This window comes from Marimonas arenosa, assembly GCF_030848945.1.
Lineage (GTDB): Bacteria > Pseudomonadota > Alphaproteobacteria > Rhodobacterales > Rhodobacteraceae > Marimonas > Marimonas arenosa.
This window is the reverse complement of record NZ_JANHAX010000002.1, coordinates 278712-296547: the sequence shown is the minus strand read 5'-3', so window position 1 is coordinate 296547 and position 17836 is coordinate 278712. Positions and strand designations below refer to the sequence as shown.

General features: G+C 65.2%; 18 protein-coding genes. 9 read left to right on the top strand and 9 right to left on the bottom strand.

The window, feature by feature from the left end; all coding sequences use genetic code 11:
- The first annotated feature begins 22 nt into the window (after nt 1–22).
- Nucleotides 23–763, top strand: coding sequence for an N-formylglutamate amidohydrolase (locus tag NO357_RS07705; protein ID WP_306735055.1), 741 nt, complete (start codon nt 23–25; stop codon nt 761–763).
- 66 nt (nt 764–829) lie between these two features.
- Nucleotides 830–1147 carry a DUF1244 domain-containing protein gene (locus tag NO357_RS07700; RefSeq protein ID WP_306735054.1) on the top strand — a complete coding sequence of 106 codons (318 nt, stop codon included), beginning with the start codon at nt 830–832 and terminating at the stop codon, nt 1145–1147.
- An 8-nt stretch (nt 1148–1155) separates the two neighbouring features.
- On the opposite strand, the gene NO357_RS07695 is transcribed toward NO357_RS07700, so the two are convergent.
- The gene (locus NO357_RS07695; protein ID WP_306735053.1) at nt 1156–2076 is read right to left on the bottom strand and encodes an HNH endonuclease; all 921 of its coding nucleotides are present in this window, start codon (nt 2074–2076) and stop codon (nt 1156–1158) included.
- 191 nt (nt 2077–2267) lie between these two features.
- Here NO357_RS07695 and NO357_RS07690 point away from each other — a divergent pair, with 191 nt between their 5' ends.
- A complete protein-coding gene (locus NO357_RS07690; RefSeq protein ID WP_306735052.1) occupies nt 2268–3065 on the top strand; it encodes a DODA-type extradiol aromatic ring-opening family dioxygenase in 798 nt (265 codons plus the stop codon).
- A 368-nt stretch (nt 3066–3433) separates the two neighbouring features.
- Here NO357_RS07690 and NO357_RS07685 read toward each other — a convergent pair whose 3' ends face one another.
- From NO357_RS07685 to NO357_RS07670, 4 genes are all read right to left on the bottom strand, one after another.
- The gene (locus NO357_RS07685; RefSeq protein WP_306735051.1) at nt 3434–4297 is read right to left on the bottom strand and encodes a D-amino-acid transaminase; all 864 of its coding nucleotides are present in this window, start codon (nt 4295–4297) and stop codon (nt 3434–3436) included.
- A gap of 180 nt (nt 4298–4477) precedes the next feature.
- Nucleotides 4478–5443, bottom strand: a complete 966-nt coding sequence (dgcA, locus tag NO357_RS07680) for an N-acetyl-D-Glu racemase DgcA (RefSeq protein ID WP_306735050.1) — start codon at nt 5441–5443, stop codon at nt 4478–4480.
- A gap of 72 nt (nt 5444–5515) precedes the next feature.
- Nucleotides 5516–6517, bottom strand: coding sequence for an N-acetyltransferase DgcN (dgcN, locus tag NO357_RS07675; protein WP_306735049.1), 1002 nt, complete (start codon nt 6515–6517; stop codon nt 5516–5518).
- Nucleotides 6518–6705: 188 nt separating this feature from the next.
- On the bottom strand, nt 6706–7497 hold the full coding sequence (locus NO357_RS07670; RefSeq protein ID WP_306735048.1) for a hypothetical protein: 792 nt from the start codon (nt 7495–7497) through the stop codon (nt 6706–6708).
- Nucleotides 7498–7685: 188 nt separating this feature from the next.
- Here NO357_RS07670 and NO357_RS07665 point away from each other — a divergent pair, with 188 nt between their 5' ends.
- The gene (locus NO357_RS07665; RefSeq protein ID WP_306735047.1) at nt 7686–8645 is read left to right on the top strand and encodes an HpcH/HpaI aldolase/citrate lyase family protein; all 960 of its coding nucleotides are present in this window, start codon (nt 7686–7688) and stop codon (nt 8643–8645) included.
- 112 nt (nt 8646–8757) lie between these two features.
- Here the strand turns inward: NO357_RS07665 and NO357_RS07660 are convergent, their stop codons facing one another.
- Nucleotides 8758–9651 (bottom strand): AraC family transcriptional regulator, encoded by an 894-nt coding sequence (locus NO357_RS07660; protein ID WP_306735046.1) that lies wholly within the window; start codon nt 9649–9651, stop codon nt 8758–8760.
- 187 nt (nt 9652–9838) lie between these two features.
- Here NO357_RS07660 and NO357_RS07655 point away from each other — a divergent pair, with 187 nt between their 5' ends.
- Both NO357_RS07655 and NO357_RS07650 read left to right on the top strand, forming a co-directional pair.
- Nucleotides 9839–10744 (top strand): SDR family oxidoreductase, encoded by a 906-nt coding sequence (locus NO357_RS07655; RefSeq protein WP_306735045.1) that lies wholly within the window; start codon nt 9839–9841, stop codon nt 10742–10744.
- 87 nt (nt 10745–10831) lie between these two features.
- The gene (locus tag NO357_RS07650; RefSeq protein WP_306735044.1) at nt 10832–12049 is read left to right on the top strand and encodes an MFS transporter; all 1218 of its coding nucleotides are present in this window, start codon (nt 10832–10834) and stop codon (nt 12047–12049) included.
- A gap of 306 nt (nt 12050–12355) precedes the next feature.
- Here NO357_RS07650 and NO357_RS07645 read toward each other — a convergent pair whose 3' ends face one another.
- Nucleotides 12356–13315: an NAD(P)-dependent alcohol dehydrogenase gene (locus tag NO357_RS07645; protein ID WP_306735043.1), complete on the bottom strand. Its 960-nt coding sequence runs from the start codon at nt 13313–13315 to the stop codon at nt 12356–12358.
- A 146-nt stretch (nt 13316–13461) separates the two neighbouring features.
- Here NO357_RS07645 and ilvD point away from each other — a divergent pair, with 146 nt between their 5' ends.
- On the top strand, nt 13462–15294 hold the full coding sequence (gene ilvD / locus NO357_RS07640) for a dihydroxy-acid dehydratase (protein ID WP_306735042.1): 1833 nt from the start codon (nt 13462–13464) through the stop codon (nt 15292–15294).
- Between the two features lie 84 nt (nt 15295–15378).
- On the opposite strand, the gene NO357_RS07635 is transcribed toward ilvD, so the two are convergent.
- Entirely contained in the window at nt 15379–15981 is a 603-nt protein-coding gene (locus NO357_RS07635; RefSeq protein WP_306735041.1) for a 2-hydroxychromene-2-carboxylate isomerase, read from the bottom strand.
- Between the two features lie 11 nt (nt 15982–15992).
- Entirely contained in the window at nt 15993–16436 is a 444-nt protein-coding gene (locus tag NO357_RS07630) for an Lrp/AsnC family transcriptional regulator (protein WP_376744359.1), read from the bottom strand.
- 81 nt (nt 16437–16517) lie between these two features.
- On the opposite strand from NO357_RS07630, the gene NO357_RS07625 reads away from it, so the two are divergent.
- Nucleotides 16518–17117 (top strand): LysE family translocator, encoded by a 600-nt coding sequence (locus tag NO357_RS07625; RefSeq protein ID WP_306735039.1) that lies wholly within the window; start codon nt 16518–16520, stop codon nt 17115–17117.
- Nucleotide 17118: 1 nt separating this feature from the next.
- On the top strand, nt 17119–17718 hold the full coding sequence (locus NO357_RS07620) for a hypothetical protein (RefSeq protein WP_306735038.1): 600 nt from the start codon (nt 17119–17121) through the stop codon (nt 17716–17718).
- The last annotated feature ends 118 nt before the right edge of the window (nt 17719–17836 follow it).

Sequence of the window (17836 nt, the reverse complement as noted above, 5' to 3'; positions counted from 1 at the left end):
TGCGCAAGGGAATGACACGCATATGACATATCAAGCCTTCGAAATTCATGAAGAAAGCCGCGCCTCGCGCTGGCTGATCACCTGCGATCACGCCTCAAACGCCGTGCCTGGCTGCGTCAACGGAGGCGATCTCGGCCTGCCCTCCGCCGAGATGAGCCGCCACATCGCCTATGACCTCGGCGCCGCCGGCGTCAGCCTGGCGCTCGCCGACCTGCTGGGCGCCCCGGCGATCCTCAGCCGCTTTTCTCGGCTGGTGATCGACCCCAACCGCGGCCAGGACGACCCGACGCTGATCATGAAGCTTTATGACGGCACCATCGTCCCCGCCAACCGCCACATCACGCCCGAGGAAGAAATGCGCCGCCTCAACACCTACTGGCGCCCTTACCACGACGCCTACGAGGCACTGGCGGCGCGGCGCGACGACACCGTGATCGTCGCCATCCACAGCTTCTCGCCCAAGCTGCAGGGCCGGCATCCGCGCCCTTGGCAGATCGGCATCCTGCATGCCGGCGATACCGGGTTCGGCCCGGCTCTGATCGAGCGACTCGGGCGCGAACCCGACCTCTGCGTCGGTGACAACGAACCCTATGCCGGCCACCTGCCCGGCGATGCCATCGACCAGCATGCGCTGCGAAAGGGACGGCCCAACGTTCTGATCGAACTGCGCCACGACGTCATAGAGACCGACGATCAGCAGCATGCCTGGGCCCGCCGCCTGGCGCCGATATTGGGCGAGGTGCTGGCCGAAACCGGTCTTTGACAAGGGCTTGAACCGATTTACCGTAAGGTGGGTTTTCCACCCACCATGCTTTCAGGGAGACACCACATGGACGACGCCACCCGCACCGAGATCGAAGCCGCCGCCTTCCGCCGCCTGCGCCAGCACCTGATGCAAGACCGCCCCGATGTGCAAAACATCGACCTGATGAACCTCGGCGGCTTCTGCCGCAACTGCCTTTCCCGCTGGTACATGGAGGCCGCCAACGAACGCGGCATCGAAATGTCCAAGGACGAGGCCCGCGAAATCTACTACGGCATGCCCTACGACCAGTGGAAGGCCCAGAACCAGACCGAAGCCAGCCCCGAAAAACAGGCTGAATTCGAGGTCGCCTTCCGCGAGAACGTGCTCAAGGACAAGGAGTGATCGAGGCTTCAGCTCCAATCGATCGGCGCATCTCCGGTCACCTGACCAAAAACATTCTCGCGGTGCCATTTCAAATTGGCCGGATGTGGTGCGTCCCTTGGGTCCTCTGGCGTCAGAAGCGAACCTTCAGGACGGATGAGCCGGGCAACGACATCGCTCGGAACCTTGTTTCTAGAGACAAGGATTGTAGTGCAATCATCGGCGACCGTGATCAAGCCGCGATCGAACATCCAATGCAACGTGCCCGACAAAGCCAGCCCGTTTCGGACCGAGTCGCTGCCTTGGTGCTCGACCGGGCGAATATGCGCAGCTTGCACCTCGGGCCGGCCACCCCCGTTTCGCAGCCGGAGCCCCGACATGGCGCAGCGATATCCGTAGGCCTCACGCACCTTCCTTCGAAAAGCAACATCCCGGAAGGGCCTGCGCGTGAGCCGCTCGACTACAGGTCGCTCGAATGGCACCGACGCATCTCGCATGGCCTTTTCTTGCCGGTCTGCGATGGCAGGCTCGTATCGTGTCGCTTCTAGCTGCTCGAGATCCTGCGGCAAGCCCAGGTCGACGATCCTGGCAAAGTCGCTCTCCGGCAGGCGACGTACGGCCAACTGAACGCTCCCACCCTTTTTCGGTGAGCCATCCGCCTCGGTCAGGGTCTGTTCCAGGGGCCGACCGCCAACCAGGCGTGGCACCGTCGCATCGAATGGCAAGAAGCTTCCCGGCTCGATCAAGGCCAGGAAGCGCCCCTCGACGCCCGGTTTCGGGATGACCCTTTGAATCTTGGCCACGGCAAAATAGCCGCGGGGGCCCGCCTTTACTGGTTCATAGTAGACAACCCAGTCGCCCACGGCCTCGTGGACGGCCTTCAGGTAGCGCCTAGGGAAATCGTAAACAACGTCAGGCTCGTCTTCATAGATCGAGTCGGCTTTGTGCATAAGAACCAGTTTAACCATCCCGTCAGAAAAGCATGCCTTGGGAAGATAGCAAGGGAATTCAAATGTGCTGCGGGACCTCGCTCGTCATGCGGACAGGGCGCATATCCGCACAATCGCTGTTCGCCCCTCGACCTAGTAGCGGCATAGCGCTTTGCCTACGTTTCGCGGAACATCTGAACATGAGGCCCAAGATGACGCGTATGCCCACATATTTCATCTCCCACGGTGGCGGCCCCTGGCCGTGGATCCCGCAGATGCGCGAAACCTTCCGCGAGCTGGAAGCCAGCTTCACCCGCATGATCGATCAGCTTCCCGAACGCCCGAAAGCGGTGCTGATGATCTCGGGCCACTGGGAGGAAGACGACGCCTATACCGTCATGCATGCCGCCAAACCACCGATGGTCTACGACTACTACGGCTTCCCGGCCCACACCTACGAGATCACCTACCCGGCCCCCGGCGCGCCGGCGCTGGCCGAACGCGTCGCCGGACTGATCGATGCCGCTGGCCTGCCCACCCGGCTCGACGACAGCCGCGGCTACGACCACGGTACTTTCGTGCCGATGGCGATCCTCTGGCCGCAGGCTGACATGCCACTGATCCAGATCTCGATGCGGGCGCATTTTTCGCCCGAGGAGCACCTCGAACTGGGCCGCGCGCTTGCCCCCCTGCGCGACGAGGGCGTGCTGATCGTCGGTTCGGGCCTCAGCTACCACAACCTCGCCGCCTTCGGTCCAGGCGCCCGGGTACCGTCCGAGGCATTCGACAAATGGCTCACCGACGCACTTGCCCTGCCGCCGGTCGAGCGCACCGCAGAGGTGCTTGGCTGGGAAATGGCCCCCCATGCCCGTGCCTGCCACGCCCGCGAAGATCATCTCGTGCCGCTTTTCACGGCACTCGGCGCCGCAGAAGGCGAACCCGCGACCCGCACCTACCACGAGGAGATGATCCGAGGCGGTGTCACCGCCTCCTCCTGGCGCTTTGGCTGAGATCGGGACATGTGCTCAGGGGCATGTGTCGCGCGTTGCGCGCCGGCCCCGGGGGCTGGCCCTCGCGTCGCTCGACCCGGCCGATGCAGCCGCAACGCGCCCGGCAGGACGGGCTTCTCGAAAACGGCTCTCGTCAAAACGGGTATTTGAGCCAGAAAAGAGACGGGAACCCGGACCGGCCACGCCGCAATTTTTGTCGGGTAGAAGAAAATTCCAAGCACCGCGATCATATCGGGACGCAGGTGAAACGCCACCTCCGCCGTCTCGGGAGAGTAGGATGAACGTGCTCTCGACATCGCGTCGACCGCGCGACGTCTGCAGGGTGCCCGACGGAGGCCGCAATCCGCCGCGGACCGCCGTCGATCAGATCAGATTGCCGATTTCAGGCTTTCGTCCAGATAGATGTCTCTGAGCCGCGTCGCCACCGGTCCGGGCGCGCCATTCCCCAGTTGTACCCCGTCGATCTCGACCACCGGAAAGACGAAGGTGCTGGCCGAAGTGATGAAGGCCTCGTCCGCCGCCTGGGCCTCCTCGATGGTGAAGGCGCGTTCCTCCACCTCCATCTGCGCCTCGCGGGCAAAGCGCAGCACCGCGGCGCGGGTGATGCCGTGCAGAATGTCGTTGGACAGATGCCGGGTGATGATCTTGTTGCCCTTGACGATATAAGCGTTGTTTGACGTGCCTTCGGTCACGAACCCGTCCTCGACCAGCCAGGCGTCGTCACAGCCCGCCTTCTTGGCCATCATCTTGCCCATCGAAGGGTAAAGCAGCTGCACCGTCTTGATATCGCGCCGGCCCCAGCGGATATCGTCGATCGAGATCACCTTGATGCCGGTCTTCGCCGCCGGGCTGTCGGCCAGGCCGGGCTTCGACTGGGTAAACAGCACCAGCGTCGGCTTCACCACTTCGGGGTCGGGGAAGACGAAATCGCGGTCGCCGGCCGAGCCGCGGCTGACCTGGAGATAGATCATCCCCTCGTCGATGCCGTTGAGCTCGACCAGCTTGCGGTGGATCGCCAGCAGGTCATCGAACGCCTCGGGCTTTGCCATGTCCAGCTCGGCCAGCGAGCGTTCCAGCCGCGCCAGGTGGCCGTCGAAATCGATCAGCTTGCCGCCCAGCACCGAGGTCACCTCGTAAACCCCGTCAGCCATCAGGAACGACCGGTCGAAGATCGAAACCTTGGCGTCTTCCTCGGGCAGGTATTCCCCGTTGACGTAAACTGTGCGGCTCATGGGTGTTCTCCTTTGCGTTTCCTGTTCCCTGTCGCAGCCATTGCCGCCGGTCAAGCCCCGATCTTGGACCGCGGAAGCAGAAAGCCCGTTTGCAAATACCGCCCGAGGGTTGGATCGTAATCCCGCATCCGGTTCTGGTGCAGACCGATCTCTTTCTTTGCTGAGACTGGTCCGCAGCGCTTACCCCCACAACTCCGGGCTCGGCGGATGCACCCCCGCTTCGTCAAAGACCAGCGGATGCTCGCGGTCTTCGGCCAGAAGAAGCGGCCCGTCAAGGTCTGTTACCATCGCACCCTGCGCCACAAGCGTCGCCGGGGCCATGGCAAGCGACGATCCGACCATGCAGCCGACCATCACCTTGTAGCCCTCGGCCAGCGCCGCCTGTTTCAACGCCAGCGCCTCGGTCAGGCCGCCGGTCTTGTCGAGCTTGATGTTGACCACGTCATACTTGCCCTTCAGCCCCGGCAGGCTTGCCCGGTCATGCGCGCTTTCGTCGGCGCAGACCGGTACCGGGCGGTCCATGCCGATCAGCGCGTCATCCTCGCCCGCTGGCAAGGGCTGTTCCACCAGAGCCACGCCCAACCGCATCAGGTGCGGCGCCAGATCGGCATAGACCTCGGCCGACCAACCCTCGTTGGCATCGACGATGATGGTCGATGTCGGCGCCCCGGCCCGCACCGCCTCGAGCCGCGCCATATCGTCCGGCGTCCCGAGCTTGATCTTCAGAAGCGGCCGATGCGCGTTCTTCGCCGCCTGCTCACGCATCTTTTCCGGCGCATCGAGCGACAACGTGTACGCGGTGATCTCCGGCCCCGGTTCCGGCAACCCGGCCAGGTTCCAGACCCTCTTGCCTTGTTTCTTGGCCTCCAGGTCCCACAGCGCGCAGTCCACCGCGTTGCGTGCCGCCCCGGCGGGTAACAGCTCGTAGAGCGCGGCGCGTGTCACCCGCCCCGTCAGCCCCTCGATCTGGGCCGTCACGCTCTCCAGCGTCTCGCCGTATCGGGCGTAGGGCACACACTCCCCCCAGCCCGAGATGAATCCGTCCGTGACCCGCACCGTCAGCACCTTCGCCTCGGTCCGCGACCCGCGCGAGATGGTGAACACCTGCGCCAGTTTGAACGTCTCCGGTGTCACGGTGATCTGCACTGTCCCGCTCCTTCGTCTTGCTGAAAATATCCCCGCCGGAGGCATCCTCGACGGGCGATGGGCATGCGCCCCTCAGATCGCCGCCAGCGCGTCCACCAGCCGCCCGGCGCCCTGGCGGAACGGATCGACCGCCGGCAAACCCATGCGGGCTTCGACCTCGGCGAGATAAGCGTTGGCCTCCTCCTCGCTCAGATGCTGGGTATTCACGGAAACACCCACGACCTCGCATTCGGGGTTCGCCACCTGCGCCAGCGGCAGCGCCGTGTCACGCAGCTTTTCCAGCGATGGCAAGGCAAACCCCGGCAGACCGCGCATGTGCTCGCGCGTCGGCTCATGGCACAGGATCAGCGCATCGGGTTGACCGCCATGGATCAGCGCCATCGTCACCCCCGAATAGGATACGTGGAAAAGCGAGCCCTGCCCCTCGATATGGTCCCAGTGATCGTCGTCGTTGTCAGGCGTCAGCCATTCTACCGCGCCAGCCATGAAATCGGCGACCACCGCGTCCAGCGGCACGCCGTTGCCGGTGATCAGGATGCCGGTCTGCCCGGTCGCGCGAAAGCTCGATTTCATGCCGCGGGTCTTCATCTCGGCATCCATCGCCAGCGCCGTGTACATCTTGCCGACCGAGCAATCGGTGCCCACCGCGAGGCAGCGCTTTCCGGTGCGTTTCACACCGTTGGCAATCGGATATTTCGCGTCCGGCAGCCGCACGTCATGCAACGCGCAGCCACAGGCCTCGGCCACGGCCACCAGATCGGGTTCGTCGCGCAACAGGTTGTGCAGGCCCGAGGCCAGGTCGAAGCCTTCCTCCAGCGCCGCCACCAGCACCTTTTTCCACTCTTTCGAGATCACCCCGCCACGGTTGGCCACACCGATCACCAGCGTCTTCGCACCTGCCGCCTTGGCCTCGACCAGGTCCATATCGCGCAACCCCAGATCGGCGCCACAGCCTTCCATGCGGTACTGGCCCACCGCGTTCTGCGGCCGCCAGTCCTTGATGCCCTGCGCTACTTTCGCGGCCAACTGGTCGGGCGCATCGCCCAGAAAAAGCAGGTAGGGTGTCTTGATCATGGCAGCGGCCTTTCCGGTTCACATGCAAATTTCCGGGCACGAGTATTCTTCAGAATCGGCGGGACGGGATTGCAAATTCCCGCGTCGCCCTTGCCTCTTGAAGAAGAATTTTGCAGATAGGCGATGAATTTTCGAAGAAATTTTGAACTGTCAGCGATTTCAGCAAAGAAAAAACTCGCGAGGCGTGGTCAAGCGCGCAACCCGCGTCGCCGCCTGAGGGCCCGCAACATTTGATAGGCGTTCCTCTTCACCTGCTCGTCCGCCTCTTTTAGCCGCTCACCCGCGGGTACGATCAGGTCCGTCCCGGGCCAGACCACCCCCCATTTCGTCGGCCCGAAGCACCTGATGCGCGCCAGCCGCGCCTGATCCATCTCGGACAGCGCCTCATTCTCCCAGACCAGGGCGAGCATTTCCGCGCCATCCATATTGTCTACCGTCAGGATCGCCCCCTGCGCTCGCTCCTCCAGCCACGCCTCCAACCCGGGCAGCCGCCCCTCATTCATCAGTTTCGCGGCAAGCCGGGCGTAGGCGCCAAACTCCTCCAACCCCGTGCCTTGTACCACCTGCCGCCGGAACACCGCGTCCAACCGCGCCACATCCCCGTCGCACAGCGGCGCCTGCTTCAACCGCCGCGCCAGGTTCTTCTTGGCATAGCCCGACCGGCGCAGCATCACATCCGCCTCGAGGAAGGCCAGCGCGAACTCGATCAGATCGCGCCGCGGCTCGGACCAGCGGGGTTGCGCCACGTCTTCGACAAATCTCATCAGCCGGGAGTGATAAGACGACCACCTGTCGTCACCCGGCGACCCGGCCCCCATCTCCACGCCCTTTAGCGCCTCGAACTTGTGCAAGGCCCTGGCCCAAGAGACATAACTGCAAGGCCGCGTAGTCGAACCGCGCTCGACCAGCGCCGCCACCCACAGCAACACATCCAGCCAGAACCCCACGGTTTCCGGATACTCCCTCTCGCGCGGCCACATGGCTGACGCTCCTTATGTACCAGAAACGCACCCTACCCCTGTCAAACGGCGCAACCATGGCGAAAACGTAACGGAAGAAGGACCCCCACCGCCATGCCGCGGCGCAGAAATCCCTTGCCGCCCGGCGCGCAGTTTAATAACGCTTCCCGCCGAACCCACGCAACTTTGCCACCCGAAAGGCCTATCCCATGTCCTTCCGCAAACAACCCCCTGCGCCCGCCCGTCCCAACCGCTGTCAGCTGTTCGGCCCCGGCTCGCGCCCCGAGCTTTTTGAGAAAATGGCCGCCAGCGCGGCGGACGTGATCAACCTCGATCTCGAAGACAGCGTGGCGCCCGGCGACAAGGACAAGGCCCGCGCCAACATCATCGCCGCCACCCACGACGTCGATTGGGGCAACAAGTACCTGTCGGTCCGGATCAACGGCCTCGATACGCCCTATTGGTACCGCGACGTGATCGAGCTGCTGGAAGGTGCCTCGGACCGGCTCGATCAGATCATGATCCCGATGGTCGGATGCGCCGCCGACATCTATGCCGTCGATGCGCTGGTGACGGCGGTGGAACGCGCCAAGGGCCGCGACAAGAAGATCACCTTCGAGGTCATCATCGAAACCGCAGCCGGCATCGCCCATGTCGAGGAGATCGCCGCTGCCAGCCCGCGGATGCAGGGTATGAGCCTGGGCTACGCAGATTTCGCCGCCTCGATGGGCATGGCCACCACCGGCATCGGCGGCACCCAGGAAAACTACTACATGACCCATAACGGACAGACCGATTACCCCGATCCCTGGCACTATGCGGTGTCGGCCATCGTCGCCGCCTGCCGCACCCATGGCGTGCTGCCGGTGGACGGCCCGTTCGGCGATTTTTCGGACGATGACGCCTATCTCGCCCATTCCCACCGGGTGGCGACGCTGGGCATGGTCGGCAAATGGGCGATCCACCCCAAGCAGGTCGCGCTGGCCAATCAGGTCTTCACTCCGACGCCCGAGGCCGTGGCCAACGCCCGCGAGATCCTCGCCGCGATGGAAGAGGCCCAGAAGAACGGCCTTGGCGCCACCACCTACAAGGGCAAGCTCATCGATATCGCCTCGATGAAACAGGCCGAGGTGATCGTGCGCATGGCCGAACTGGCCGGCGCGGGCTGAAGCACCCGGCGTGCAGCACTCAGGAAACCCCGGCCCGACGCCGGGGTTTTTTTTGGCGAACCGGGCCCGTGGCCGGACGGGCGGTTCCGATTCCCAAGCCGGACGACGGCGTTCAGGCCCCGGCGGCGATCGCGTCCCCGGCAACTGATAAAGCGTCACGGGCATCCCGGCTGGGCGGCAGGCCGAATTTGCGGCTGTAGTCGCGGCTGAAATGCGTCGGGCTTTCATAGCCGACGGCATAAGCCGCTTCGGAAACTGTCTGGCCCCGCCCGACCAGCCGGGCGCGCGCTTCGATCAGGCGCAGGTCCTTCTGGTATTGCAGCGGCGTCGTGCCGGTCACCGATTTGAAATGCTCGTGAAACGACGACACGCTCATGCCCGCGCTTTTCGCCAAGTCCGGAACCCCGAGCGGCGCGCGGAACTCGGCGCGCAGCTTGCCGATGGCGCGGGCGATCCGGCTGGCGTGGCTGTCGGGGATCACCAGATTGCGCAGCATCCGCCCGATCGGGGACAGCAGCAGGCGGTAATGAACCTCTCGCAGGGTCGCGGGGCCAAGGACCCGTGCGTCCAGCGCGTTGTCCACCAGCCCGAGATAGCGCTCCAGCGGCGCCACCCAGGCCGGGTCGGCCGGCCCTGCCGACAAAGGCCGGACCGGCGCGTCGGGCACCGGCGCGTCGGCAAGCTGGTCATAAAGCCCGCGCACCAGCCCCAGATCGAGCGCGAGGATCAGCGCGAGGTAAGGCGCCTGCGGGCTCGCCCGGGTGATCCGCGACACCACGGGCAGGTCATGGCTGACCAAAAGCGCATAGCCGGGGACGAGGCGGACGGTCTGGTCGCCGATGGATGTATCTTTACTGCCCTGCAGGATCAGGCATATCACGGGTTCGTACAACACGGCCTCGATATCGCTGACCGCCATGCGGCGATAGACCGACAGACCCGGCAGAGTTTCCGGTTTTTCGGTGCAAAAGCGCTCGGCAAGCGTGACAAGGCGGGAAAGGTCCATCGGGCACTCCTTGCCTTCACCTCCTAGCAGAATTCGCGCCGGACCACAGCGGGAAATCGGCAGAGCCGGAGAAACAGGCAGGTCTTCCGGAGAATGTGACAGGCCCGGGGCGCCGCGTCGGGTTATGTGTTGATCCGATGGTCAGGTCACTGCCCTCGGGGTCCGGCCCAGCAACAAGGAGCGTCCCATGTCGTCCATCCAATCTCAATTCCTCGATCTCACGGCGCATCACGCCCGCTATGACGCGATCGACCCGGCGTCGGCGCTGAAAGGCAGCGCGGCGGGCAAGGTCGTCTTTATTGCCGGTGCCTCGCGCGGCATCGGCCAGGCCACCGCGGTCGCCTTTGCCGAGGCCGGCGCCGCCGCGGTTTATCTTACCGCGCGGTCCGAAGATGCCCTGAAAGAGACGCAGGCCCTTGTCGAGCGGGCCAACCCGGACACGCGCTGTGCCCATGCCGTCTGCGACGTGACCGGCGCCGCCCAGGTCGAGGCCGCGGTCAGGGACTGCGTGGCGCAATTCGGCGGCATCGACGTGGCCGACGCCAACGCCGGCTATCTCGGCCCGTGGACGAAAATCGGCGCGTCCGACCCCGCGGGCTGGTGGCAGAGCTGGGAGGTGAATGTGAAAGGCACCTATCACGTGATCCGCTTCACGCTGCCGTATCTCGTCGAAAGCGCGGCCCGATACGCCGCCCGGGGGGGCAGCGGCGGCCACCTCATCCTGCTCTCGTCGGTCGGCGCACAGCTTCTGATGCCGGGGGCGTCTGACTACCAAACCTCGAAACACGCGATCAATCGCCTGTGCGAATTCGTCCAGACCGACCACGGCGAGGACGGTATCAAGTGCTTCGCCATCCATCCCGGCGGCGTGGCAACCGAGCTGGGGCGGAACATGCCGGAAGACATGCACGAATACCTGGTCGACGAGCCCGACCTGGCCGCCTGTTTCGCCGTCTGGCTCTGCTCGGGGGCGGCCGACTGGGCCAAGGGCCGGTATCTGAGCGCCAACTGGGATGTCGGCGAACTGACCGGGCTCAGGGACACAATCCTGCAGAACGATCTGCTTGTGAACCGCCTGCGCGCCACGGCCTGACGCGGCACCCGGGCCGGGTTCGGCTGAATTGAACTGCAGCGATACCTGTGCAACGCTCGCTCCATTCTGCCCCCGGAGACCCGCGCCATGACTTCCCCTGCCGCCCTGAAACCCGCCGAGCTGACCGCCGCGATCTTCGCCGGCTGTATGATCGCGTTCCTCGGCTTCGGTTTCGCTGCCACTTTCGGCGTGTTTCTCGGGCCGATGTCGGCCGACCTGGGCTGGGGGCGCGAGACGTTCTCGCTTTCGGTCGCGGTCCAGATGCTGACCTGGGGCTTCGCCCAGCCGGTCGCCGGCATGATCGCCGACCGGTTCGGCACCGCCCGGGTGCTGGCCGTCGGCGCGGTCTGCGCCGGGGTCGGTTTCGCCCTGCGCGGCGTCGTCACCGACCCGACGCAATTCGTGCTGACCGGCATCCTCGTGGGCGCGGGCACCGGCGCGGCGTCGTTCCCGATCGTGATCGGCGCGCTGGGCAAGATCGTGTCGCCCGAGCGCCGCAGCTTCATCATGGGGCTGGGCACGGCGGCGGCCTCGCTGGGGATGTTCGTCGCCGCGCCCGCCGCCACCGCGATGATCGGCGGCATCGGCTGGCAGACCGCGCTCCTGGTGATCGGGGCCAGCTTTGTCCTGATCCTGCCGTTCCTGGTGTTCATCGCTCGCGCCGCATCGCCGACCGCCGGCGGATCCTCGGCGCGGGATTTCGGCAACGCGCTGAGGCTCGCCTTCACCGACCGCAGCTATCTGTGCCTGTTCTTCGGCTTTTTTGTCTGCGGCTTTCACGTCGCCTTCATCCAGACCCACCTGCCGGCCTATGTCACCGATATCGGTCTCGCCGCCTGGGTCGGCGGCTGGTCGCTGGCGCTGATCGGGCTCTTTAACATCGCGGGGTCGTTCTTTTCCGGCTGGTCGGGGCAGGTCTGGTCGAAGAAATGGGTGCTGAGCGGCATCTATTTCGCCCGCGCCGTGGTGATTACCGCCTTCATCCTGGTGCCGGTGAGCGAGGCCAGCGTGCTGGTCTTCTCGGCGCTGATGGGGCTTCTGTGGCTGTCGACCGTGCCGCTGACCATGGGGCTGGTGGCGCAGACCCAGGGCTTGAAGTTCCTGTCGACTCTGGCCGGGCTGGTGTTTCTCAGCCACCAGACCGGCAGCTTCATCGGCGCCTGGCTGGGCGGGCGCATCTATGACCTGAACCAGGACTACACTCCGATGTGGTGGGCCGCCGTGGCGCTGGGGCTGTTTGCTGCCGTGATCCACCTGCCAATCCGCGAAGAGCCTGGGCCACTGGCACTGGCCGAGGGTGGCTGACGCCCGTACCGGACCTGGCGGGCAACGTCCGGTCGTGGCCTGGAGGGGACGTTTCCTGTTCGGATCGCGAGCCGCGATCCGAACGAGGCGGGGGAGGCGCTGCCTCCCCCGCACCCCCTCCGGGATATTTCAGGTCAGATGAAGGAAAACACGCTTGTCTTCCTCTTTCTCCAAATATCCCGGGGGGTCTGGGGGGCTGGCCCCCCAGTCGGTCGGAGTGGCGAAGCCAATGCGAAACCAATGACCCCTCCAGGCCAATAGCACACTGTTTCCCCCTGTGCCGATACTCTGAAACGACTCGAACCCTCACAGATCGGGCCGGATCACCAGCTTGCCCTTGACCTCGCCCTGCCCGGTGCGCGCCAGCGCCTCGGGGACGCCCTCCAGCGGGAACACGCCATCGAGATGCGGCGTGATCCGGCCCCCGACCGCCATCTGTGCCACCCGCGCGGTCAATTCGGCCCCCGAGGGCACCATCAGCAAGCCGATCGATTTCTTCTGAAACCGAAACCGCAGCCCACCCAGAATAAGGCGCAGGAGAACACTCACCTCGCCGCCCACCGCGCGGTAGACCCCACCCGACGCCAGCGCCCGCGCAATCCGGCTTGGGCCGCGGGTCGCCACCATGTCGAGGATACGGTTCCAGGTCTCGTCCGTTTCGGTGAAATCCCGCTCGCGGTAATCGATCACCTCGTCGGCGCCGAGGTCGCGTAGCCAGCCAGTCTTGCCGGCGTTGTCGACCGCGGTGACATGTGCGCCCGCCGCCTTGGCCAGCTGCAAAGCCATCGTGCCCGAGCCGCCACCCGCCCCGTTGATCAGCAACCGATCCCCGGCGCGCAGCCCCTCGGTGCCGGCCACCGCGATGCCGCCGGCCTGCGGCAGGCAGGCGGCGGTCTCGTCGGAAAGCGCCCCGGGCACGGGGACCACGTGATCGGCCCGCACGCAGGCAAGCTCGGCAAACCCGCCGCGCTGCATCACCAGATCGCCCATGACTCGTTGACCGTCGGTAAATCCGGTTACTCCCGGGCCAAGCGCATCGACGAGACCGACGATGTCCGATCCCAGAACGGCCCTTTTCGGACGCAGCAGCCCGCCGACCATGCGAGCATAGAACGGCGATCCGGTCAGGTATTCCCAGTCGGATAGGTTCACGGCACAAGCCAGAACGCGCACCCGGATCTCGCCCTTGTCCGGCTCGGGCACCGGCAGATCGGACAGCCGCAGAACCTCCGGGCCTCCATATCTGTCCTGAACAACGGCCTTCATGACTTTGCCCCTTTCTTGCGCGGTATCCGATTTCGGACAGTTTGCGCCTTTTCCCGGCCCATCTCAATCGGCCCGCACCCGGCACTGCTTGAGCCTGCCCGCGCTGCCCGCTAAACCATGGCGGACGAATCCCAAGGGAGGCTTCCATGCCCAGACTCCGTTCCCGCACCTCGACCCACGGCCGCAACATGGCCGGCGCCCGCGGCCTGTGGCGCGCCACCGGCATGACCGACAGCGATTTCGGCAAGCCGATCATCGCCATCGTCAACAGCTTCACCCAGTTCGTGCCGGGCCATGTCCACCTCAAGGACTTGGGCCAGATGGTCGCGCGCGAGGTCGAGGCGGCGGGCGGCGTCGCCAAGGAATTCAACACCATCGCGGTCGATGACGGCATCGCCATGGGCCACGACGGGATGCTGTATTCACTGCCCTCGCGCGAGATCATCGCCGACAGCGTCGAATACATGGTCAACGCCCATTGCGCCGACGCCATGGTCTGCATCTCGAACTGCGACAAGATCACGCCGGGTATGCTGATGGCCGCCATGCGGCTCAACATCCCGGCGATTTTCGTTTCGGGCGGACCGATGGAAGCCGGCAAGGTGGTGCTGGAAAACGGTGTCGAAAAGGCTGTCGATCTGGTCGACGCCATGGTCGCCGCCGCCGATGACAGCATGTCTGACGCCGATGTGAACGCCTATGAACGCTCGGCCTGCCCGACCTGCGGGTCGTGCTCCGGCATGTTCACCGCCAACTCGATGAACTGTCTGGCCGAGGCGCTCGGCCTTGCCCTGCCCGGCAACGGCTCGATGCTGGCCACCCATGCCGACCGCAAGCCGATCTTCCTTCAGGCGGGCAGTCGCATCGTGGACCTGTGCAAACGCTTCTACGAAGATGACGACACGTCGGTTCTGCCACGCTCGATCGCCTCGAAAACCGCGTTCGAAAACGCCATGTCACTCGACATCGCCATGGGCGGCTCGACCAACACCATCCTGCACCTGCTGGCGGCGGCGGTCGAAGGCGAGGTCGATTTCGACCAGTCCGATATCGACCGCCTGTCGCGCCAGGTTCCCTGCCTGTGCAAGGTGGCGCCCGCCAAATCCGACGTGCACATGGAAGACGTGCACCGCGCCGGCGGCATCATGGCCATCCTGGGCGAGCTCGACCGCGCCGGGCTTTTGAACACCTCGGTCAGTACGGTGCACGAGCCGACCCTCGCCGACGCGCTCAACAAATGGGACGTGGCCCGGACCAATGATCCGGCGGTGCACGAGTTCTACCGTGCCGCCCCCGGTGGCGTGCCGACCCAGACCGCGTTTTCGCAAAGCCGCCGCTATGACGCGCTGGACCTCGACCGCGCCGGCGGCGTGATTCGGGACCAGGCCAACGCGTTCAGCCAGGATGGCGGCCTCGCCGTGCTCTACGGCAACCTGGCCGAGGATGGCTGCGTCGTGAAAACCGCCGGTGTGGACGAGTCGATCCTGACCTTCTCGGGTCCGGCGCGCATTTTCGAATCTCAGGATTCCGCCGTGAACGCGATCCTGACCGGCAAGATCGTCGAAGGCGATATCGTGGTGATCCGCTACGAAGGCCCGCGCGGCGGGCCGGGGATGCAGGAGATGCTCTACCCGACCTCGTATCTGAAATCCAAAGGTCTCGGCAAAGCCTGTGCGCTTGTCACCGATGGCCGTTTCTCCGGCGCCACCTCGGGGCTCTCGATTGGCCATGTGTCGCCCGAGGCGGCTGAAGGCGGCACCATCGGCCTGGTCGAGGAAGGCGATCTGATCGAGATCGACATTCCGAACCGGTCCATCAATCTCGCCGTTGACGAGGCCACGCTTGCCACACGCCGCAAGGCCCGCGACGCGAAAGGCTGGCAGCCGGAAGAGCAACGCAAACGCAAGGTCTCCGGCGCGCTCCGCGCCTATGCCGCGCTCACCACCTCGGCCTCGAAAGGTGCGGTGCGCCAGGTCTGACCGCGCTCACTTGCGCTGGACAACCGACCGCCCTGGTTACCGGGCGACCCTTTACCGCGTCCGGACTGCGACGTTCTCGCGGTCTTACCCCGCTGCGGCCCAGGCCAGTGCTTCTTCAAGGCGATCGTTCCCCCAGAACAGTTCGCCGTCGTCAGGCACGAAGCTCGGGGCCCCGAAGATCCCCTGCGCCTGCGCGTCATCGGTGACCAGGCGCAGCCGGTCCTTCACCGACTGGTCGGTTCCGGCGCGGGCGAGGATTTCGTGCCCGGGTTGCCCAAGCCCGTCCAACAACGCTGCGAGACCCGCCGGATCGCTGATGTCGCGCCCCTCAGCGAACTCCGCGGTAAAGACCGCGCGCACGAAACCCGGCCCCCACGCCGCCCCCTCACCGAAGGTTGCCGTCCGGGCGGCCAGGAGTCCATTCTGCGGAAAGGGATCGGGCCGCACCACTGGCGGCAACCCCAGCCCGGCCGCCTGCCGTTCCACGTCGCGCCACATGTTCCGGCCTTTTGCCGCATAGATGTTGAAAGGCGAAGTATTCCAACCCTGGGCTCGGAAAGTCGGCCCCAGAAGAAAAGGCCGCCACCTGACCTCGACCCCGGCATCTCGGGCCAGTGGTCCAATCCGCATCGCCGCAAGATAGGAATAGGTCGAGGCGAATTCGAACCAGAATGTCATCCCCGGCATACGCTTGCCCCTTACGCCCGCTCGTCCTTGGGCGACCCCATCACCACCAGGGAGGTGATCGAATTCACCCCCGGTACCGTGCCCAGAACCTCGGTGTGAAACGCCTTGTAAGCGGCGAGGTCTGCAGCCTCGACCCTGAGCAGGTATTCGACGCTGCCCGTCACGTTGTGGCACTCGCGCACTTCCGGTGCCCGCGCCACCGCCCGTTCGAACGCCTCCTGCGCCGCTTTGCTATGCTGACTCAGACCGACGGTGACATAGGCCACGAAACCCAGCCCCAGCTTGTCGCCGTCGAGAACGGCCCGGTAGCCCTTGATCACCCCGGACCGTTCAAGCTCTTGCACGCGCCTGAGACAGGCCGACGGCGACAACCCAACCCGGTCGGCCAGATCGAGATTGCTGATCCGGCCATCGCGGATCAGTTCACGCAATATCCTGCGGTTCAGGTCATCCATCTTCGTCATTGATTGCAAGAGTACCGCGATAGCGCACGAATTTGCAATTCCATGCCGCCCATTCGCGCCTAGTCTGCCGCCATGTCCGTTGACCTGCTCTCCGCGCTTGTTGGCTTCGCCTTCGTCTCGTCGATCACCCCGGGGCCGAACAACCTGATGCTGATGGCCTCGGGCGCCAATTTCGGGTTCCGCCGCACCATCCCGCACATGCTGGGGATCGGCATCGGCTTTACCGTGATGGTCGTGCTGGTGGGCGTGGGCTTGATCCGCGTCTTCGACCTCTGGCCGCTGAGCCACTTGGTGCTCAAGGTCTTCAGCGTCGGCTACCTCCTGTGGCTGGCGTGGCGGATCGCGCGGGCGGCACCCCCCGAGGGCGGTGGCAGGACCGGGCGACCTCTGACATTCCTGCAGGCGGCGTTGTTTCAATGGGTCAATCCCAAGGCCTGGTCGATGGCGGTGACCGCGGTGTCTCTCTACGCGCCCGATCGCAGCCTGGCGGCAATCGGGCTGGTGGCGGTGATTTTCGGAGCAATCAACCTGCCTTCGGTCAGCACCTGGACGGTTATCGGCCAGCAGATGCGCTGGTTTCTGACCAACCCGACGCGGTTGAAAGCCTTCAACTGGAGCATGGCGGCCTTGCTGGTGGCGACGCTCGTCCCGGTGCTGTACCCTGCGAGCTAGGATGAAATTGACACTCTTGCACACGTCGCCCGTGCATGTCGTCCGGTTCAACGCGCTGCGCGACCGGATTGCGCCGCACGCCGAGCTGCATCACGTCGTGCGCGAAGATCTGCTGGAGCGCGCCCGGACCGACGGCGTAACGCCGGAGATCGCCGCTGCGGTGGCACAGGCGGTGAGGGAAAGTCCGCTGCTCTGCACCTGTTCGACGCTGGGGGCGGCGGCCGAGAGGGCCGGCGCCATCCGCATCGACCGTCCCGCCATGCGCACCGCCGCGCGGGCGGGCGACGCGGTGATGCTGGTCTATTGCCTCGAAACCACCGCGGCCCCCAGCCGCGCGCTTTTGGAAGAGGAAATGCAGGCCGCTGGCAATGGCGCCGGGATCGAGACATTGTTCGTGTCCGAAGCGTGGCCGCTATTCGAATCGGGCAACGAAACTGCGTTCCGGCAGATGATCGCCGAAACCGTCCGAGCGACCCAACCACGGGGCAGCGTGGTTCTGGCGCAGGCCTCGATGGATGGGGCGGCAGGCCTTCTGGGCGATCTGAATCGCCCGGTGCTGGCCACGCCCGAGATTGCCCTGCGCACCGCGCTGGCGTGTTGATACCGGGCCGTCTGGGACACCTCTCGCTTCAAGCAATCTCAGGACCGCCGATTGAAACAGGAGGTCATTGGACAAACCTCGGCCAGCCCGGCCTGTTGCCCCGGTTCGGTTGACCGAC